A 17,220-nucleotide genomic window follows, 5' to 3' on the forward strand; every position below is an offset into this window, starting at 1 on the left:
CTGCCAGTAACTATGATTTTACGCTTGCTCCTAGTGAGAAGTTTTTAGATGATAACTCTAGTCAAAACGCGGTTGTAGGCATCTGCACGGGAGTGGTGACAACGACTGCCAAAGTTAAAGTTACTGAATACATTTATTCCTAAAAATGAATACTACACAGCTATCAATAGCTGCTACATCAAGCCCCGTAATCACGGTAACTCTAGAATCAGTTGGTGTGTTTACTGGTATTTTAGTAAGTCTTTCTGTTTTGGGGACATTAGCAATCAAGCTTGTTAATAATTTGAATAACATTTCAACCTCAATCACTCAGATAAAAGAGGATTTGAAAGAACACGCTGATAATGCTGAAAAAATTAGAAGCTTAGAGCATAAACTTGATTTGCATGTTCAGGATTATATAAATAGGAAGGATACTATTACTTTGCTGATTGCTCAAGTCACACAAACTCTTGAGCATCGAACTAATCGGCTCTACACTTCTATGAAGGATATTGAAAATTTCTTGCAGATGCAGGGGACTTTTAAAATTCGTGAGTTTCAGGATCTGCGGAAGATGGAAGAGGAAGATCCTTTTAATAAGATTTAATTAGTAGCTGATTCACTTTTTAATTACAAATTCCCTACAAGCCAAGTTTGTAGGGGATTCAAAACAAATCCTTCAGTACTAAAATTAACTTACTGTTGCCGCAACTGGGTTAACCAACTCAGCTAATTTAGCTAGTTTGTCGTGTAATTGGGTTAATTCACCTTCATCAGCTTGAATTGTGTTGCTTGCTGTGGTTAATTGTGCTTGCAAGTCAGCAATTTGTTTGTCTCTATCGGCGATTTGCTGCTTGTAGCTTTTTTCTCTATCTGCTACCCCTTCAAAAAAATTTATGGCAGCATCAAGCCGTGAGTTAATTTCGGTAAAATCCATATCAGCCCTACTGTAAAGATTTACTCCACAGTTTTAACCGTTTTTTTTATTTACTGGGGATTCAAGGTAGCTTGTTTTACAGTTGATAAAGATATTTTACACTTTGACGATCCCGTGGAGACTTTTTGGAGTGTACAAAAATAGGTTGAAAAGATACTAGATATATATATGTCAACAATTCAGTAAAAAATATTTGCATTGTGTCAGATGATGATACAAAAAGTATTTTAAAAATATTAGGTGTTTAAAGCTGACATTAATATTAGCAATTTCCCAGTAGAATTTTAGAAATAGGGTGTTTTATAGTAAAAAAATTGATTGGGCATGGGATTAACTTTTTCCCTAGTCCCTAATTCTAGTTTCAAACAAAAAAGGGGAATTCCGCCTAAAGGACTCGAAGCCTGCGTAAATCAGTATTGCCCATGATCAGATGCAAATGCGTGTCTGGATCATTCATGGGTGTTGGACTCAATTCCCAATTGGCTAGAGTACGGCAGAGTTATGAACCCCAGCATTACAGATTCGGCGGTGAAGGCTGCGGTAGCAGCTGTTGCTTCAGAGTCAGCTTCAGCAGAAGAAAAAATCCAAATGCTGATTGAGATAGCACAGGGTTTTCAAAAAAAGCCTAAAGCTGCCCAAGACTTGCGAAATGCAGTTGGGTTATATTACCGGGCATATCAAATGTGTGGTGAGGAGTATCCCCTATTAAAAGCTAGGGCCCAAGTGGGGATGTCAGGGACATTACAGGCAATACCGGATGCTGATTACCAACTGTTGATGCAAGCGAAAGTCGGTTATGAAGAGGCGTTACCGATTTTACAACAATTAGCTTCTCCAGAGGAAGTAGCAGAGACCCAGATGAATTTTGGGCTGGTGTTGCAGTCGCTTGTACCATTCAATTTGGCGCGGATAACCGACAGCATCCAGGCTTATCATGAGGCGTTGCGGGTGTTTACCTGGGAAGATTACCCCCAAGAATACGCGATTTTGTATAACAATATTGCGATCGCTTACCTTTCTATGCCCTTAGCATCGGAACGGGAATACTTGCGTCAAGGGTTAGCTGTGCAATCATTTGAGGTAGCACTAAAGCATATTAATTTGATTGATCATCCTAGAGAATATGCGATGTTGCAAAACAATTTAGGTAACGCTTTGCAATATTTAGTGAGTTCCCATCCTGTAGAGAATAATTTAAGAGCGATCGCAGCTTATGACGAAGCGTTAAAAGTGCGTAACGCCAAAGATACACCCGTAGAGTACGCTAACACAATTTCCAACAAAGCTAACGCCCTATTTAACTTACCAGACGATCCTGAAAAACCAGAAGCTGGTAATCCTCAAAATCTTTTGCAAGCGCGTATCTACTATCAAGATGCTTTAGAAATATTTACCAAATATCAACAAATTGCCCAAGCAGAGGTAGTAGCCCAAGCACTACAAGATGTAAAAGCAGAAATAGGGAATACAGAATAGGTTAGTTATTCTTTCTTCCTCATCTTCTTATTCCCCACTCCCTACTCCCTACTCCCCTAATTCCTATCAATCAGGACAAAACAACATGAGAGATATTTTTACCTACTCAAACGTGGTAGATTTTATCACAAGTTTAGCAGATGGTGAATTGAACATAGCAACAGAAGTTTCCTGGCTAATCATAGCAGTAGTCTTGTCTATGGTCGGCGGTGCAATTGGTGGAATGCTGTTAGCTGGTAAAGATATAGGCTATCAATTTTCAGCAATGCTTGGTGCATTATTGGCCCCTGCGGGCGTAATTCCTGCCATCCTTTTAGGGCTTGCTATTTTAAGTTTATTGACAACTTATTAGGAGAAAACATGTTAGAGATAGGGTGGCTTTCTGCCAAGTTATTTTTTAAAGGAAAGCTAATACGCGATCCAATGTATTTTGCCAAGCAAACTACTATTGGTATTGCTATAGGTTTCTTACTGCTAGTGTTACTTGCACAAGCTCCAATTCCTTTCTACTACCCAATAATCTTATCTAGCTTAGTGACAGGCATGATTATGCCATTTCTTCTTAAGGACTTCAAAATGAAGTGATTGGTCATTGATGAATAACCAATGACAAATGACAAATGACAAATGACCAATAACTAATGACAAACCTTGAAGAATTAATTCAGGAAATTAATCGTTTTGAGGCAATTATATCCGAGTGGGATGAAAGCCAACGGTGTGTAGCAGTAGGTCTAAAAAGAGCAATTGAAGCTTTGCATAAAGCTGCATTGACTAATTTGATTAAAAGCCTAAAAGAAGATTCAATGCCAGCTTTGCGTCATGCTGTTGCAGATGAATTAGTGTATGCAGTGCTACTATATCACGAGTTAGTAAAACCACCAAAACCATCATTAGCACAGCGAATTGAAACAGCCCTGGAAGAAGTTCGCCCAGGTTTAAAAAGCCATAATGGGGATGTAGAATTAGTGGCAATTAAGTCACCAGATACAGTAGAAGTTAGATTAATCGGAACTTGCAGCAGTTGCCCGACTTCTACTTTGACTTTATCTCAAGGAGTAGAACAGGCAATAAAAAACCATTGTCCTGAAATTACTAAAGTTGTTGCAGTCAATAATAGCCCTGCTGTTAAGAACGCGAATTCTAGTTTAATCAGTCCATTCTCTTCAAAAATAACTTGTACTTGGATCAAAGTAGCAACTATTGATGAAGTTCCTGAGTTTAGCGTAATTGCAGTACAACTTGCTGGTACTTCACTAATTTTACATCGTCAAGGCGTTACAGTTAAATCTTACCGTAATGCTTGTACCCATCTAGGATCTCCCTTAGAAAAAGGTAAAGTTGAAAATGGTATTATTACCTGTCCTGCCCACGGATTCCAGTACAAATTGGAGACAGGTAAATGCTTAACCGTTCCTGATGTTTCGCTTCAGTCGTATCCAGTCAAGGTTAAAGACGATAAGGTTTTTGTGAAACTACAAAAATGATCATGCGAAAATAAGATTTCAGCAAATACACTTGGCAATTAGTCAATCACAGCTAATTTGCTTTTTCATTTCAGTAGTTCGCGCATTCGTTTTAGTGTTTTGTGCAAGCAAAATGTCCGAACGCTTTCTCAATATCCTTAAATTCATTCTCATTTGTGTAATTCAGGTATTGATTTTAGTGTTTTGAGAAAGTAATATGCCTTTTTACTTTCTCAAAAGGTCATTTGACTTATTCAAACCCCAGTTTGCTTATTCATTTTAGTGTTTTCCGCAAGCAAAATAAGCTTTTACTTATTCAAACTCCAGTTTGCTTACTCATTTTGGTGTTTTCCGCAAGCAAAAGGTGATTTGACTTACTCATTTTAGTGTTTTCCGCAAGTAATATAAGCTTTTACTTTCTCAAACTCCAGTTTGCTTTCTCATTTCAGTAAATCGCGCAATCATGCCAAAGATTCACTATGTAGCAAAAATTACTAAAAGGTTGTTTTAAAAGTGTTTCAAGCAACGCCAGTCAGGTAACTAAAAAATCTGATTAGGCAATAAAATCGCAATTGCACTTAAATTTACTCGTTGAGGTGGTAGCTTTTCTTTTCCCCAATCAAGCAAATTTCTGACTCATACTCTTGACAAAATCTTTAAGAGAGCGAATGAAACAGCCCTGGAAGAGAATAATCAAATAATTGCAGAAGTGATGTCTACGACAAGCCGCTAAGAGCGTCTACGCTCAACGAATCCAGCAAGAGAAGAATAATCAGGTTAATAGTGCTGACGAGGGCAAAGCCCTCTAGACTATATTTGGTTTTGTTGATATCTAGCCAGTTGCAGAGCGGGAACTGAACTCTGATAAGTGCTGTATCAATTATGTAGAGCGTTTCTACAGCACTCACTTGACAACTGGCATAGCTGGGACAGCAGAAGCGGAAAGTTTTACCTTATCCCTCGTACAACTTCTTTACTGTCCCGTCGTGTTGATATCTCCATTTAAACTGCAACTCGAAGTTATGAAATGCCAAATTGCCAAAACAGCTTAGGGCGGGTATCTCATCCCCATATTCTTTTCGTGGAACAGCTAATCTTCGCCCAAGATTTCCCACTACACGCCACTCATCACTCCAATAGCCTCTTATCCCATCTTTGACTAATGCTGTGATACCTGAAGTTACAGAGGTGTCCCAGAAGGCTGTTGCACTCTAGTGTTAACAGTTTTTGGTTCTACAAAAGCTTCCCGGCCTGTAATTAATCTAGAGCGACGATTACGAGTGATATAATTCCACGCCCACTGAAATACTACTAGTAATTTAGTGTCAAACTCAATTAAGAAGTAGATGTGAACTAGTAGCCAAAATGCCCAAGCAATGAAACCTGTGAGTTTGATTAAGCTTAAATCTACAACAGCTAAATTTTGCCCAATCATTGCCAAACTACCCACATCGTTGTAACGAAATTGTGGCAAAGTCTTACCTTGAAGCCGTCGTTGAATTAGTTTACCTACATACTCTCCTTGTTGTTTAGCTACGGGTGCAACACCAGGTAAAGGTTTAGCATCTTGATGGGAGAAGTTGGCTAAATCTCCAATTACGAAAATGTTGTTATAACCCTCGATAGACAAGTCAGGTTCTACAACTACACGCCCAGAGTAATCGCGCTCTACACCTGTAGTTTCTGCTAAGACTTTCCCCATTGGGGAACCTTGAACACCTGCTGCCCACAATATAGTTTTTGAGGCAATTTCTGTAAATTTATTGTCTTGCTTGAAAGTAACAATATCACCTTCAATATTTGTCACCCTGGTGTGAGTGTGGAGTTCTACACCCAACTTTTGCAAAGATACTGCTGCTGATGCCGATAACTCTGGCACCATGTGTGGAAGGATGCGAGGGCCACCTTGTAATAGTAAAATTTTTGTTTCTGAGGTGTCGATGCTGCGGAAATCTTCTTTGAGAGTTTTGTATGCTAATTCTGCGATCGCACCTGCTAATTCTACCCCAGTCGGGCCACCCCCCACAATCACAAAACTCAACCAAGCCCGGCGTTTTTCAGGATCAGTTTCTTTTTCTGCTGCTTCAAATGCGCCAAATATCCGGCGACGCATTTCTATGGCATCTTCTACAGTTTTCAAGCCAGGAGCAACTTTTTCCCAGTTATCTTTACCGAAGTAGGAATGGTTCGCACCTGTAGCAATAATTAATGTATCATAAGGTACTACTTTATCACCCAAAATAACTTGTTGGGCTTTTGGATCAATTTCACTTACTTCTCCCAACAACACCTTTGTATTTTTGCTTTTCTTAAATACAGATCGCAATGGTGCAGAAATATCAGAAGGTGATAGCGTACCTGTGGCAACTTGATATAAAAGCGGCTGAAATAGGTGAAAGTTACGTTTATCAATGAGAGTAACATTTACATTCGCTGCATTCAAAGCCTTTGCTGCATACAATCCACCAAAACCACCACCAACGATAACAACCTGATGTGGTGCATTCTTCTCTAGTGAGACTGCCATAATAAATATTTCCTTGTGTTAAGAAGCTGTAACTATTCTTAACAAAGATGTAACAGCATTATGATAGAGGTTGCTGTTTATTTAGAACAATTGAAAAAATACTAAAAGTAGCCAAAGTTAGTTCTTATCCTTCAGTTCCGGGTTGGCTTCAGCAAAGAATTGGCAAAGTGTGCCAATTTGATAGGTACTTTTGTCCATTCTATAATTTCCTGCCCAAGGAAAAGGAAACATCCCACTTTTTTACATATCATTGCAAGCAAAACGAAGTAAAGCGTTCCTCATCTCTACGAGACGCACTCGCGATCGCAATGATAGTTATTCTCTTATTGAAAAATAAAAACTGGGATGCACCTCCAAAACCCCTGTTATTTTACTCGAATGATTCAGTAATCAAATCGGATTTCTATCTGTGCAAAAGTAAAATGCTTTCCTTCAACACATCTATATAATAAGATATTCACTATGAGCCATAACTATATTTTGAAACGTATATATACATACAGACAGGAAATCCTAAAATAAAATAAAGAAATCTGTCTTTCGCCTAAGAAAATAATAGGATACTAATAGTAGTAGCATATACAGAAAATCAATTTGTAGCCTCATCAAACTCATGTTTGAGTGCATCTGAGTACAGCTTAATATATTGCAAAATATCTTGACTAAATCTTAGCAAAAGCTTGCAGGTAAAGTTTCCTGTAGCAACGATAGAAATTCTTAACCCCTGCCCCAAAAATACTAGTACCCCCATCGTTAAACACTAGCACCCGTACCCCAAGATAAATTTTAAGTTTATCTTGGGGTACGAGTTTCAGGGTTTGAGTACAACCTTAATCAATCCAATAAATCCAATCAGTATTGAGTTTTGTATCGAGTTGGAAGTCATCTGATATAAGCATAAAAATAGCAGATGGCTCATTTACCAGATAGACATTACCGATGCAACAGTCTTTAGACAGTATTAGCGATTGCCAGACTACCAAAACGCAGGATTCTGCCCATACATCCATGCTGAAAAATTTTCTCTCTGGCATTTTTCTTGAGCCATTATTGAGTGATTTTCGCATTATTTTTGAGCGCGATCCAGCAGCACGTAATTGGCTAGAAGTGGTGTTTTGCTACCCTGGATTGTACGCTCTATGTTTGCATCGTCTTGCTCACTGGTTACATTGTCGAGGTGTGAGTTTTATCCCCCGCTTAATTTCTCATTTGGGGCGATTTTTAACAGGAATTGAAATTCACCCAGGTGCAGAAATTGGTCAGGGCGTGTTTATCGACCACGGAATGGGTGTTGTGATTGGTGAAACTGCGATCGTCGGCGACTACACACTAATTTATCAGGGCGTCACCCTTGGCGGAACTGGTAAAGAAACTGGTAAGCGTCATCCCACAGTTGGTAAAAATGCAGTCATCGGTGCGGGTGCGAAAGTCTTGGGTAATCTGCAAATTGGCGATCGCGTCCGTATTGGCGCAGGTTCCATTGTCTTGCAAAATGTCCCCAGCGATCGCACTGTGGTGGGAGTTCCCGGTCGAATTATTTCTCGAAATGAAAACGCCAGCCTTTCTCCTTTAGAACATGGAAAGCTACCCGATGTGGAAGCAACCGTGATTCGTTCTTTGCTCTCGCGCATTGAAGAACTCGAAAAACAACTGCAAACTTTAAAAGTCAAGAGTCATTAGTCATTGGTCGCAAAGGACAAATGACAACTGACAAATGACATAGACGCGTCTGCGGCTTCCCGCAGGGTAGGACAAAGGACAAATGACAAATCACACTTTAGGCGATCAAGTTTTGCAGATTCCTTTGAGCGATCGCTGGCGAATCTACCACCGTTTGCAAGAGTTAAAAATTCAGAGTTCCTGTCCCCCTGATGGTTCTTTACGAGTGCAAGTGAACAATTTGCTCGAAGCGATCTTAATTCGCAGTACAGTTATGCAATTTCTTGCTTCTCGTCACGAATTATTAGAGTGGCTAGAGCGTTGCTGGCATTACAGTGATGAGTCCTAAGTACAAATGAAAAGTTTTTCATTTGTACTCTCCACTCCCCACTCCCCTCTTTGTTATAGATGCACAAAGCTCGAATAGCTTTAGAAGTTGAAGCTACTGTACGTTAACAGAATTTGTTGCAGACTGAGGGAGATTAACCGAGTTTTAGATTTTATCCAGTCTTATAAATCTGAAATTTTCCTGACATCTAGCGACAATTCCAAAGGTGAAATTAGCAAACAAGACTGGGAATTTATGATTTTTAATTCTTTTCCAAATTAAGAAATTGAAAGTTCAATCAATTATGGCGACTCGTAACAGAGATATAAAACTTCTGAATTTCTTGCACAACGAACTTGAACTTTCAAATGCTGATATTGCTGTAGCTCTGCGACACCGTGAATTAGAAAATGGGCCACTACCGATGCTCCTCTGGCAGTATGGTTTAGTTGACTTGGAGCAGTTAGGAAAGATTTTTGACTGGCTAGCAGAACAAAGTTAGCTTATTTGAACCCTTTAGCTTTTCCTTCCCATTACCTGCCGGAATTACACACCAATGTGCTAAAAAAAACTGAGGTTACTAAGATGATTACATCCTTAATTGCTGGATTCTGTGTTTTACTTTGTTCAGGATTTGCTAATAGCTATATCAGTTCATTGCTAATCGAAGAAATTACAACTGACATCGGTAAAAACGATTAGTAAATTATACATGCTTTTAGTTCCCTGCCATACAGATGTGATGCTGATAATCGGTCAATAATTAAGGATCATGTATCCTACATTATGAATTGTGATATTTTTAGCATTTGCCATCGCTGGGAATTGTAGAGAGAAAGGTTATTAAGAATACTTCCAAGAGAGGGATATTTGCAATGAATCAAATCATAATTAATGACACAACATTACGTGATGGCGAACAAGCAGCAGGTGTTGCTTTCACCCTAGAAGAAAAAGTTGCGATCGCTAAATTTCTTGATGCCATTGGTATACCTGAATTAGAAGTCGGTATACCAGCAATGGGTGACGAAGAAACACGAGCGATCGCCGCAATTTCTGACTTGGGTTTACAAGCAAAACTCTTGGGCTGGAACCGCGCTGTTATCTCAGATATTAAGGCTTCTATCGCTTGTGGTCTGAGCCGAGTGCATATTGCCATTCCCGTCTCTGGTATCCAAATCGCCGCCAAATTCCACGGTCAATGGCGAGTAAGTTTGCAAAAACTCAAAGACTGTATTAGCTTCGCTGTCGATCAAGGTCTTTGGGTAGCAGTCGGCGGAGAAGATTCTTCCAGAGCTGATGAGAACTTTCTCTTAGATGTAGCGCTTTATGCCCAAGAATGGGGTGCATCCCGGTTCCGCTTCTGCGACACCGTAGGAGTTCTTGACCCTTTCAGCACCTACACCAAGGTCAAACGGTTAGTTTCAGCTTTGATGATTCCCCTAGAAATCCACACCCACAATGATTTTGGTCTGGCAACAGCTAACGCCCTTGCGGGTATCAAAGCCGGAGCTTTATCAGTGAATACCACAGTTAACGGATTGGGTGAAAGGGCGGGAAATGCAGCTTTAGAAGAAGTTGTCATGGCAATCAAACGCATCTACGGCGTTGATTTGGGCATTGACACTCCCAACTTGCTGGAACTGTCTCAACTAGTTGCAGCTGCATCAGGTGCAAGTGTACCACCCTGGAAAGCGATCGTTGGCGAAAATACCTTTGCTCACGAATCAGGCATCCATGCTCACGGAGTAATGCAAAATCCCATCACTTACGAACCATTTGCTCCCGAAGAAGTAGGTTGGGAACGACGTTTAGTAGTAGGTAAACATTCTGGACGGCATTTGGTTGCAAACTTGCTACAACAGCATGGAATTTTCTTGAACTCCCAAGAAACTCAGACTGTTTTAGATGCAGTACGCCATCAATCGGTACAGAAAAAACGCAGTTTGACGACAGAAGAACTATTGAATTTGGTCAGAGAACAGAGGTACTCTCATGCAACGTGATGAATTAGAGCTAAACTTGCCACCTGCTTTTGAAATTGGTGAAAAAGTCAGAGTTCGGAAACTGCTTAAGAACGATGGTACTTTTCCTGGTAAAGAAGTTGGGCAAGTTTTAGTGAACAAAGGAGATATCGGCTACATAGCGAGTATAGGCACATATTTGCAGACTTCCTATATATATGCTGTGCATTTCTTAGAAACAGGGTTCGTCGTCGGCTGTAAGAAAAAAGAACTAGAATCTGTTGAGGAATCTCATGAAAGTAATGCTACGGATGAATGATGCCGGCACTTTAGTAGTTTACGTTGCTAAAAAAGACCTTGAAGAAGAAGTCGTCAAACAAACCGATGGAAATGATGGCAAAGTTCTCACCCTAGCAAATGGTTGGGAATTAGAATTTCGGGAATTGCCAGATACAGCAAATTTACCTCAAACTGTAGAAGCTAAACGCCTCGCGTAAAAATAGTTAGGAGTTAAGAGTTATGAGTTACAATTTTTAACTCCTAATTCTTCACTCCTAACTCCTCACTTTTAACTCCTCATTCCTCACTCTTAACTTTTTATCAATCATGGGTGACAAGTATTTGACGTTATCAAAATTGAACCTTGAGGGACAGTTACTAGGTTTTGTTGGTGGTGAACCAGGAAAATATAAATATTTGCAATTGGCGGTTCCATCTGGAAATGTGGAAATTAAATTACCTAAAGAGTTACGTCGGTTACTAAGTTCATCCTTAGTTCCTGGCCAGCAAGTTCGCGTTTGTGGTCATAGTGAGGTAGACTCACGCACAAGTAAAATAAAAATTAAAGCCTATCGGGTGACGCCAATTGATGGGTGTCCAAAGCAAGATTTACCACCTCAAACCAAAGCGAGGATTATGGTATGTCAAAAGGGCGGTTGCCTAAAACGTGGTGGTAAAGGGCTATTATCAGATTTAGAAAAAACTTTGTGCGATCGCGGTTTGTTAGACAAAGTTACCATTGAACATACTAGTTGCCAAAAATGCTGTAGTAGCGCCCCCAACTGTGTTTTACACCTTGGTAAAAAGAAATACAAGAATATTCATCCTGAAGCGATCGCAACTTTGCTAGAAAGTCATTTAACAGAGTAATAATCTTCTCTAGCTATTCTTAAAATAATACATAAATTTGTAGGGGTAAAAATTTTACCCCTATTTTTCTTGGTATCGTATAGCACTCTTGTCAAACTGCGAGCGGCTAAGTTATAACTGCTGCAACGTTAGTAATACCGCATACAAACGGAACTTCTAACAATTTTCTGTAGTCTTGTTCAAGCTGGATTACAATTCTAGCTATTGTGTATACATTTTCTGCAAATACCTTAAATAGCTAAAAATCAATGTCCTTGTTTAGCAACTTACTGAACCTACATTCAGGAAGCAAGCCGCTTGAAGATTTTTTTACTGAGATTGTTGCTTATTTTCTGTCTCTGAATAATGATATTTTACTTAGTTGGCTAAAACATCACTCAATCATTAGTGATGATAATTATTCCAGCATCAAGATTTCAACTCAACAAGAACACAAAAAACTTGAAAGGCATACTGAAGATAGTAGATTGGACATTGTAGTTGAACTATCAGATGGTTTAAATACAGATGTAATATTTATTGAATCAAAAGTTGGTTCTCGTGATGATAAAAACGCATTAGAAAAATATGCTGAAATTTTGAGTAATTTACCAAATGTTAGACATCGAATTTTAGTCTACATCACTCGTGATTATGATCAAAAAAAAGAAATTAAAACTCCAGCATTTAATTTAGAGCCAAAAGTAAGTTTTTTTCAATTGAGGTGGCATCAATTTCATGCCTACTTACAACAATACTCGACTGATATCTTAGCCCAAGAAATATTAATTTTTATGAGGAGAAATGGAATGTCTACCACTAATCAATTTTCATCAGTTGATTTATTGACAATGGTGAATTACAACAAAACTCTCAATCTCATGGAATCAACTCTCAATGATGAAGTACAGCAGGAATTCAAGCTAGCTTTTGGAGGTGTTATCAATGGCGCGGCAAGTAGAACTCAATGGAAATGGGACGAGAGATATATTATCTACACTCACCTTTCTCCCTTAAAATGGGACTTCTTTTGTGGTGTTGGATACTTCGGTTTAAATCCAAGTAATTTAACTGATTATCCATATTTAGGTATATTTTTGCAGGTTTCTCATAAGTTTACACAACGCCCAAAGATTATTGAATCAATGCAGAAAGTAATTAACGATAAGCCTAATATATGGATTCCTGTTAATTTAACAATTTTGCCAGCATGGTCAGCTATTTTTTATCAAAAAAGCTTAAAAGAGTTTTTATCTGAAAAAGACCAGTTATCTGCTATTAAATTATTTTTCCAAGAGTCGATAAAAGAATTAAAAACGGTTCAAGAACAATATTTTGATTTTCCTTGGAAGGGTGTGAGTATAGAAGCTGATAAAGAAGACCTAGACACCTCACAATCTCCCATCACATAACTATGAATTTATCCAAGGTATTTTCAGGTTGACGTACCAAGGTCGATTAAACTAAATCCCCTTTGATAAACTAAACCAAGGCACAGTAAAGTTTCCAGAAAGAAGAGTGAGAAATTCTCAGAACATTTTGTAAAAATATTTGTTCACGAACCGATAATATAATCTCTACTTTTGCATTAGTTACCTGAGCAAACTCTATGTTTGTCGTTTCTTCGACTTCAGGGAGTAAATGTGTAACACCAAATAGTTTTCCCAAAGGAGATGTTTTTAGAAAAGCTTGCCGTTGGGCGTGAGTCATCATCTCACTTGAGCCTACTCTTATTTCATCACTGCTCATATAGTTTTGCTTCTCCCCATTGACTTTCGTGTAGCTGACAGAATTTTGCTGCTGCTGTTCGTGAAAATCTGAAGCCATATAAATCTTCTCTAGGAGTGCTACGTGCCAAGCCAAGATATTCCATCTGTACTTTATCTCTATATTATGACACAGCTGTATCTAGAGCTTCCAGAATAACTAGCGGCTCGTCTGCTTGTGTTTGACAAAATTCCAGACCTACCTTGGTTGCATACCAGATTAACCATTTGCCGATTGGTTCAATTAATCGTTCAGCTACATCTCCTCGACTTGTAGGATGGGCTTCTATATGTTCTATTTCTAGAAAACGAGGATATCCAGGATAGGGATAAAGACCATATTGTACTAATCCCCAAACTTTGCCCTTATAAACGAGTTTGACTATATTTTGGCACTCAAAACTAGTATTTTTCCAGAAGTTTAACCAGCTACAGAACCAATCGTTTGGCATATCGTTTTCTCTAGCTGGGGAAAGAAAAGCTATTTCTTCAACCGTCGATTGAATTCGGACTTTTACCTGATAGGAATCAATAATGGTCAATTAAGTTTTACAACCTTTTAGTAGGAATTTTGCATATTCAAAGATTCTAAAGCACATACTAAATAATATAAAACAATGAGCATATAAGTTTCATATTTTTCAAATCAATCCTTCCAATGCGTGTTGCAAATCATTGGTCACATCAGCAACCGCTTGTCTAGCACCCAATCGATTTTCCTTATACACTGGGTAATGCTCAGAAATAGATATAGGCTCACCCACAGTAATTTTGACTTTTTGCTTACCCAATTGTGGACGCTGTATACCTTTAACGCCTTTGATTTTAGCAATCATTTGCCATAAAATTAAAGTGGTCTCAGCAAACCTTTCTACTGTCGGTTTCTCACGAATATAATTACCAGAAACAGCTACAAAACTTTCTACTAAACGCATGTGCCACATCCGCGCATTCGATTCTTCAGCAACGCGATCGCCTAAAGCTCTTTCAACAGCAGATATTCCTTTTACATCCTTAAAATCTTCTCTAAATATATAATTCCACCCAGCTTGTTCTACGCGCCGACATCGTTCACTCAAAGTACCTTTTGATTGCAAATAAAAATATTGTTCTGATATTAGTAACGCCGCATTCAATAAAGCTTGCAAACGAACTGCTAACGCTTCATTTCTATCTTCAATTTCTTCTACTACTGTTTTGATATCTGCCAGCTTTAGATGATAAAAGCGCGTGTAAAATTTTTCCATTAATGAAAGTAAATGTTCTGCCAAAATTAATAACCGAGGATAAAGCAACTCTATAGAAGCATTTTCTGCTTCATTCACAGGTAAACCACTAGCCGCTTCCATTTCACTTAAAAGATTAGCGATCGCACCCCAAGGAGCATCAACGTAACTATATTTAATTCCAACTGGTACAATTAGAACCTGTTGGTCGCGTCCAGCTTTGTGCAAATCTTCAGCACACCAAAAGCCTAATTGGGCGATACCAGGTTCCAGGGGGCTAATATTCTCTGATAAACCATTGGTTGCACCCTCTGGCGCAGCCGCCATCGGAAATTTACCATTGGCGAACAAGTCACGCGCCGAACGTAACCCCGTCCAATCAGCCTTACCTCGCTGAATCGGAGTCCCACCTAAACGAGAAGCAATCCAGCCGACGTAGGAACCTGCCCATAGAGGAATGCCGCGATCATACATAAAATGAGCGTGAATGGGAAGTTGTAGCGCTGTACCTTGCGATCGTGCTACCTTTGGCACGAGTTGAGACAGCAAGTAGGTCAAACAAAACGGATCGTCTGTTTTAGGATGGCGAAATGCCAGCATAAAACGGATCTTACCCTCCTGAAACTGGCGATAGAGATCCACCAGCACCTCTACGTTGTCTGCTTCAATTTGGGTAATAGGTGTTTGCCAGTTTATCCAACTGGGTAACAACAGATGGACAAATCGTAGAACCAAGGGGTTAAACGCTGGAGGAATAAATTCTAAGGGTGGTTGTGCTTGATAAATTACATTTGCCAAGGTAGTTTTCTCCTAAAGATGCCGCGATTTCTAATCGCCTAGTAGTTATTTATTGTTGTAACGGAATATCATCGCCATTGGGAAGCCGAAAATATTATTAATCAAGTTTTCTGCTTACAGTATATTTACGGTTTGCAAAGTATATTTTTTTAAAAATAATCTAAAGATAGTAGCTTTGACAACTCTTAAATTAAGAGTTGTCAGGGAAGCTTGATGAAAATTCCTCATGCCTAATTGGGTATATCTATGTCAGATTCTCAAACAATTGCTGCATTGTCTTTAAGGGATTGTTGTGAAGATAGAGAGAAAGCTTTTTGGCAGCTATGGGAGCAGTATCAAAATTATCTTGCTCGATGTTGTTTAAAGTGGATGGGCAATCCTACTGATGCAGAAGATGCCCTGAGTCAGGCGATGCTCAAAGCCTGGAAAAAAATACGTAATTGTACAGTTGAGATTAAAAACATTAAGAGTTGGTTAACGCAATTAACTCATAATCTCTGCATGGATATCCATAGAGAATGTCATCGGGGTGTAAGGCAGGTTGAGAGTTTGGAATTTCACGAGGAATTAGTTAGCAAAGAAGAAACACCAGTTCTTGCTGCGTAGCAACAAGAACTGGAAAAATTTTTTTGTCTTGCTATTGATAAGTTACCCCCTAAACTGCGAGAAACTTTTATTCTGCACTTTGAGGAAGAACTTTCATATAAAGAAATTGCCGAAAAACTAAATATTTCTTACGATAATGTCCGCAAGCGCGTTTCCCAAGCACGGGGAATTTTGCGAAAGCAATTTAATCAAGATTTTGTTGGCGAGGATAGGAAGCCTAATGTAGAGATATTTCATGAAACGTCTTTACACTCCACTATTGTTTCCCAAACACTGGAAGAATTTGATGGGGTAGATTTGGAGACAAATCAAAATGTGTATGTGCATCGATTTGTTGTTGATGAAGAACCCCAAGTAGCAATGCTATCTATTCCAGAGATAAAGGCTGTGGTGGTGGATGCTCAATCTGATGGGGAGAAAATAGAAGAAATTCAAGATATTGGTCAGAGTATATTTGAGAAGTTAAATTTTATTTTGCCCTGGCGATTAGAAATCGCGGCGACACACAAAACCTGCCTGCCAGGTTATTTGAATGAAGCACACCTACACAGATTTATAGAGTATTTTCTGCTGCGATGGAAAATGTGGACAGATAGTGGAGGTTGGGTAATAGTTGCAAATATTAATCATAGGATAGACTCCAGCTAAATTATACCACCAAATAATTAGGCAAGAGGTCTATTTTTGCATTTGAGAATGCAACATTTCTGCGCCCTTTCAGTTAAGGAATAATTTAATGATGATTCACCGTCTTGCTGTAGTTAGCGCTTTAGCTATTCTCAGTGCTGTAGCATTCCCGTCTAAATCTGAAGCCCAAGCAACTCAAGATGTTAACTTCAACGGTACTATTGCAGAAAGTTTTACCTTTGATATTGGGTCGGTTAATAATCCTACCCCATCAGCAGGTTTTAGCGGTAATTCTTTTGAAGGTAGCGCAGATGTCAATATATCCTGTGCTACTAGTGCTTTCATAAGTGTGTCTGCTCCCAAACGGATAGCTGCGCCTTCTGCCTTCAATGATGCTTTTCGGAAAGCTCGTGTTCGCTTCGGAAACAGCAGTACATCCACTGGTGTTGGTAGTGCTGATGGTTTTCCTCTTTGGAGCGACTCAGACTCTGCTCCTTTAGCTATTAGTAGTTGTACAGGCAATCCTTTGGTTGTCGAAATGATTGCTGGTAGTACCGATGCAGGAAGTGCTCCTGTTGGAAGCTACATATATACAGTAACCCTGACAGCTACTCCTCAGTAGAGATTAAAAGTTAACTTAAATTGAATAATTCACAATTTAAGTTCAAGAAACGTCTAACTAATAGAGGCATTTAAACAAGGGTTTGGAATCATTAATCAATTAAGATTA

21 protein-coding genes and 1 pseudogene are annotated in these 17,220 nt (G+C 39.0%); 17 read left to right on the top strand and 5 right to left on the bottom strand.

Annotated features, from left to right (window positions below):
* The first annotated feature begins 145 nt into the window (after positions 1 to 145).
* Positions 146 to 589 carry a hypothetical protein gene (locus RMY00_RS22740; protein ID WP_322649713.1) on the top strand — a complete coding sequence of 148 codons (444 nt, stop codon included), beginning with the start codon at positions 146 to 148 and terminating at the stop codon, positions 587 to 589.
* 84 nt (positions 590 to 673) lie between these two features.
* Here the strand turns inward: RMY00_RS22740 and RMY00_RS22745 are convergent, their stop codons facing one another.
* Entirely contained in the window at positions 674 to 919 is a 246-nt protein-coding gene (locus tag RMY00_RS22745; RefSeq protein WP_322649714.1) for a hypothetical protein, read from the bottom strand.
* Positions 920 to 1,420: 501 nt separating this feature from the next.
* Between RMY00_RS22745 and RMY00_RS22750 the strand changes: the two genes are divergently transcribed.
* The 4 genes from RMY00_RS22750 to RMY00_RS22765 all read left to right on the top strand — a co-directional run bounded on the left by RMY00_RS22750 (position 1,421) and on the right by RMY00_RS22765 (position 3,882).
* Positions 1,421 to 2,395 (top strand): hypothetical protein, encoded by a 975-nt coding sequence (locus tag RMY00_RS22750; RefSeq protein WP_322649833.1) that lies wholly within the window; start codon positions 1,421 to 1,423, stop codon positions 2,393 to 2,395.
* 85 nt (positions 2,396 to 2,480) lie between these two features.
* Complete coding sequence (locus RMY00_RS22755; protein ID WP_322649715.1) at positions 2,481 to 2,747, top strand: hypothetical protein; 267 nt, start codon at positions 2,481 to 2,483, stop codon at positions 2,745 to 2,747.
* Positions 2,748 to 2,755: 8 nt separating this feature from the next.
* A complete protein-coding gene (locus tag RMY00_RS22760) occupies positions 2,756 to 2,980 on the top strand; it encodes a hypothetical protein (protein ID WP_322649716.1) in 225 nt (74 codons plus the stop codon).
* A 56-nt stretch (positions 2,981 to 3,036) separates the two neighbouring features.
* Positions 3,037 to 3,882 carry a NifU family protein gene (locus tag RMY00_RS22765; protein ID WP_322649717.1) on the top strand — a complete coding sequence of 282 codons (846 nt, stop codon included), beginning with the start codon at positions 3,037 to 3,039 and terminating at the stop codon, positions 3,880 to 3,882.
* Positions 3,883 to 5,041: 1,159 nt separating this feature from the next.
* Here the strand turns inward: RMY00_RS22765 and RMY00_RS22770 are convergent.
* Positions 5,042 to 6,388, bottom strand: a complete 1,347-nt coding sequence (locus RMY00_RS22770) for an NAD(P)/FAD-dependent oxidoreductase (protein WP_322649718.1) — start codon at positions 6,386 to 6,388, stop codon at positions 5,042 to 5,044.
* A 939-nt stretch (positions 6,389 to 7,327) separates the two neighbouring features.
* Between RMY00_RS22770 and cysE the strand changes: the two genes are divergently transcribed.
* The 8 genes from cysE to RMY00_RS22810 all read left to right on the top strand — a co-directional run bounded on the left by cysE (position 7,328) and on the right by RMY00_RS22810 (position 12,879).
* Positions 7,328 to 8,068 carry a serine O-acetyltransferase gene (gene cysE / locus RMY00_RS22775; RefSeq protein WP_322649719.1) on the top strand — a complete coding sequence of 247 codons (741 nt, stop codon included), beginning with the start codon at positions 7,328 to 7,330 and terminating at the stop codon, positions 8,066 to 8,068.
* Between the two features lie 82 nt (positions 8,069 to 8,150).
* Positions 8,151 to 8,396: an Asr1405/Asl0597 family protein gene (locus RMY00_RS22780; RefSeq protein ID WP_322649720.1), complete on the top strand. Its 246-nt coding sequence runs from the start codon at positions 8,151 to 8,153 to the stop codon at positions 8,394 to 8,396.
* A gap of 283 nt (positions 8,397 to 8,679) precedes the next feature.
* A complete protein-coding gene (locus RMY00_RS22785) occupies positions 8,680 to 8,877 on the top strand; it encodes a DUF2949 domain-containing protein (RefSeq protein ID WP_109012176.1) in 198 nt (65 codons plus the stop codon).
* A gap of 373 nt (positions 8,878 to 9,250) precedes the next feature.
* Positions 9,251 to 10,381, top strand: a complete 1,131-nt coding sequence (nifV, locus tag RMY00_RS22790) for a homocitrate synthase (protein WP_322649721.1) — start codon at positions 9,251 to 9,253, stop codon at positions 10,379 to 10,381.
* On the top strand, positions 10,371 to 10,658 hold the full coding sequence (locus RMY00_RS22795) for a nitrogen fixation protein NifZ (protein ID WP_069070441.1): 288 nt from the start codon (positions 10,371 to 10,373) through the stop codon (positions 10,656 to 10,658). The genes nifV and RMY00_RS22795 overlap by 11 nt, the downstream gene beginning before the upstream one ends.
* Positions 10,633 to 10,836 carry a putative nitrogen fixation protein NifT gene (nifT, locus tag RMY00_RS22800; RefSeq protein WP_322649722.1) on the top strand — a complete coding sequence of 68 codons (204 nt, stop codon included), beginning with the start codon at positions 10,633 to 10,635 and terminating at the stop codon, positions 10,834 to 10,836. The genes RMY00_RS22795 and nifT overlap by 26 nt, the downstream gene beginning before the upstream one ends.
* Positions 10,837 to 10,945: 109 nt before the next feature.
* The gene (locus RMY00_RS22805) at positions 10,946 to 11,488 is read left to right on the top strand and encodes a (2Fe-2S) ferredoxin domain-containing protein (RefSeq protein WP_322649723.1); all 543 of its coding nucleotides are present in this window, start codon (positions 10,946 to 10,948) and stop codon (positions 11,486 to 11,488) included.
* A gap of 248 nt (positions 11,489 to 11,736) precedes the next feature.
* Entirely contained in the window at positions 11,737 to 12,879 is a 1,143-nt protein-coding gene (locus RMY00_RS22810; protein WP_322649724.1) for a PD-(D/E)XK nuclease family protein, read from the top strand.
* A 70-nt stretch (positions 12,880 to 12,949) separates the two neighbouring features.
* On the opposite strand, the gene RMY00_RS22815 is transcribed toward RMY00_RS22810, so the two are convergent.
* From RMY00_RS22815 to RMY00_RS22825, 3 genes are all read right to left on the bottom strand, one after another.
* Positions 12,950 to 13,294 (bottom strand): hypothetical protein, encoded by a 345-nt coding sequence (locus tag RMY00_RS22815; RefSeq protein WP_322649725.1) that lies wholly within the window; start codon positions 13,292 to 13,294, stop codon positions 12,950 to 12,952.
* Between the two features lie 64 nt (positions 13,295 to 13,358).
* Entirely contained in the window at positions 13,359 to 13,775 is a 417-nt protein-coding gene (locus tag RMY00_RS22820) for a hypothetical protein (RefSeq protein WP_322649726.1), read from the bottom strand.
* A gap of 99 nt (positions 13,776 to 13,874) precedes the next feature.
* On the bottom strand, positions 13,875 to 15,257 hold the full coding sequence (locus RMY00_RS22825; protein ID WP_322649727.1) for a 1-acyl-sn-glycerol-3-phosphate acyltransferase: 1,383 nt from the start codon (positions 15,255 to 15,257) through the stop codon (positions 13,875 to 13,877).
* A gap of 246 nt (positions 15,258 to 15,503) precedes the next feature.
* Here RMY00_RS22825 and RMY00_RS22830 point away from each other — a divergent pair, with 246 nt between their 5' ends.
* The 4 genes and pseudogenes from RMY00_RS22830 (at position 15,504) to RMY00_RS22840 (ending at position 17,112) form a co-directional block, all read left to right on the top strand.
* Positions 15,504 to 15,863 (top strand): RNA polymerase sigma factor, encoded by a 360-nt coding sequence (locus RMY00_RS22830; protein WP_322649728.1) that lies wholly within the window; start codon positions 15,504 to 15,506, stop codon positions 15,861 to 15,863.
* A 9-nt stretch (positions 15,864 to 15,872) separates the two neighbouring features.
* A pseudogene (locus RMY00_RS36225) lies at positions 15,873 to 16,034 on the top strand (RNA polymerase sigma factor); the annotation flags it as partial.
* The gene (locus RMY00_RS22835; protein ID WP_322649729.1) at positions 16,035 to 16,511 is read left to right on the top strand and encodes a hypothetical protein; all 477 of its coding nucleotides are present in this window, start codon (positions 16,035 to 16,037) and stop codon (positions 16,509 to 16,511) included. It abuts the pseudogene before it with no gap.
* An 88-nt stretch (positions 16,512 to 16,599) separates the two neighbouring features.
* Positions 16,600 to 17,112, top strand: a complete 513-nt coding sequence (locus tag RMY00_RS22840) for a hypothetical protein (protein WP_322649730.1) — start codon at positions 16,600 to 16,602, stop codon at positions 17,110 to 17,112.
* Positions 17,113 to 17,220: the final 108 nt, after the last annotated feature.

Source organism: Nostoc sp. ChiVER01 (assembly GCF_034531155.1).
GTDB lineage: Bacteria > Cyanobacteriota > Cyanobacteriia > Cyanobacteriales > Nostocaceae > Nostoc.

Excerpts from the sequence above, each read along its gene's own strand:
- RMY00_RS22785 (WP_109012176.1), top strand. The coding sequence starts at position 8,680 with ATGGCGACTCGTAACAGAGATATAAAACTTCTGAATTTCTTGCACAAC.
- RMY00_RS22830 (WP_322649728.1), top strand. The coding sequence starts at position 15,504 with ATGTCAGATTCTCAAACAATTGCTGCATTGTCTTTAAGGGATTGTTGT.
- nifT (WP_322649722.1), top strand. The coding sequence starts at position 10,633 with ATGAAAGTAATGCTACGGATGAATGATGCCGGCACTTTAGTAGTTTAC.
- RMY00_RS22795 (WP_069070441.1), top strand. The coding sequence starts at position 10,371 with ATGCAACGTGATGAATTAGAGCTAAACTTGCCACCTGCTTTTGAAATT.
- RMY00_RS22815 (WP_322649725.1), bottom strand. The coding sequence starts at position 13,294 with ATGGCTTCAGATTTTCACGAACAGCAGCAGCAAAATTCTGTCAGCTAC.
- RMY00_RS22780 (WP_322649720.1), top strand. The coding sequence starts at position 8,151 with ATGACAAATCACACTTTAGGCGATCAAGTTTTGCAGATTCCTTTGAGC.
- RMY00_RS22760 (WP_322649716.1), top strand. The coding sequence starts at position 2,756 with ATGTTAGAGATAGGGTGGCTTTCTGCCAAGTTATTTTTTAAAGGAAAG.
- RMY00_RS22750 (WP_322649833.1), top strand. The coding sequence starts at position 1,421 with ATGAACCCCAGCATTACAGATTCGGCGGTGAAGGCTGCGGTAGCAGCT.
- cysE (WP_322649719.1), top strand. The coding sequence starts at position 7,328 with ATGCAACAGTCTTTAGACAGTATTAGCGATTGCCAGACTACCAAAACG.
- RMY00_RS22745 (WP_322649714.1), bottom strand. The coding sequence starts at position 919 with ATGGATTTTACCGAAATTAACTCACGGCTTGATGCTGCCATAAATTTT.
- RMY00_RS22805 (WP_322649723.1), top strand. The coding sequence starts at position 10,946 with ATGGGTGACAAGTATTTGACGTTATCAAAATTGAACCTTGAGGGACAG.
- RMY00_RS22755 (WP_322649715.1), top strand. The coding sequence starts at position 2,481 with ATGAGAGATATTTTTACCTACTCAAACGTGGTAGATTTTATCACAAGT.
- RMY00_RS22810 (WP_322649724.1), top strand. The coding sequence starts at position 11,737 with ATGTCCTTGTTTAGCAACTTACTGAACCTACATTCAGGAAGCAAGCCG.
- RMY00_RS22840 (WP_322649730.1), top strand. The coding sequence starts at position 16,600 with ATGATGATTCACCGTCTTGCTGTAGTTAGCGCTTTAGCTATTCTCAGT.
- RMY00_RS22740 (WP_322649713.1), top strand. The coding sequence starts at position 146 with ATGAATACTACACAGCTATCAATAGCTGCTACATCAAGCCCCGTAATC.
- nifV (WP_322649721.1), top strand. The coding sequence starts at position 9,251 with ATGAATCAAATCATAATTAATGACACAACATTACGTGATGGCGAACAA.
- RMY00_RS22770 (WP_322649718.1), bottom strand. The coding sequence starts at position 6,388 with ATGGCAGTCTCACTAGAGAAGAATGCACCACATCAGGTTGTTATCGTT.
- RMY00_RS22765 (WP_322649717.1), top strand. The coding sequence starts at position 3,037 with ATGACAAACCTTGAAGAATTAATTCAGGAAATTAATCGTTTTGAGGCA.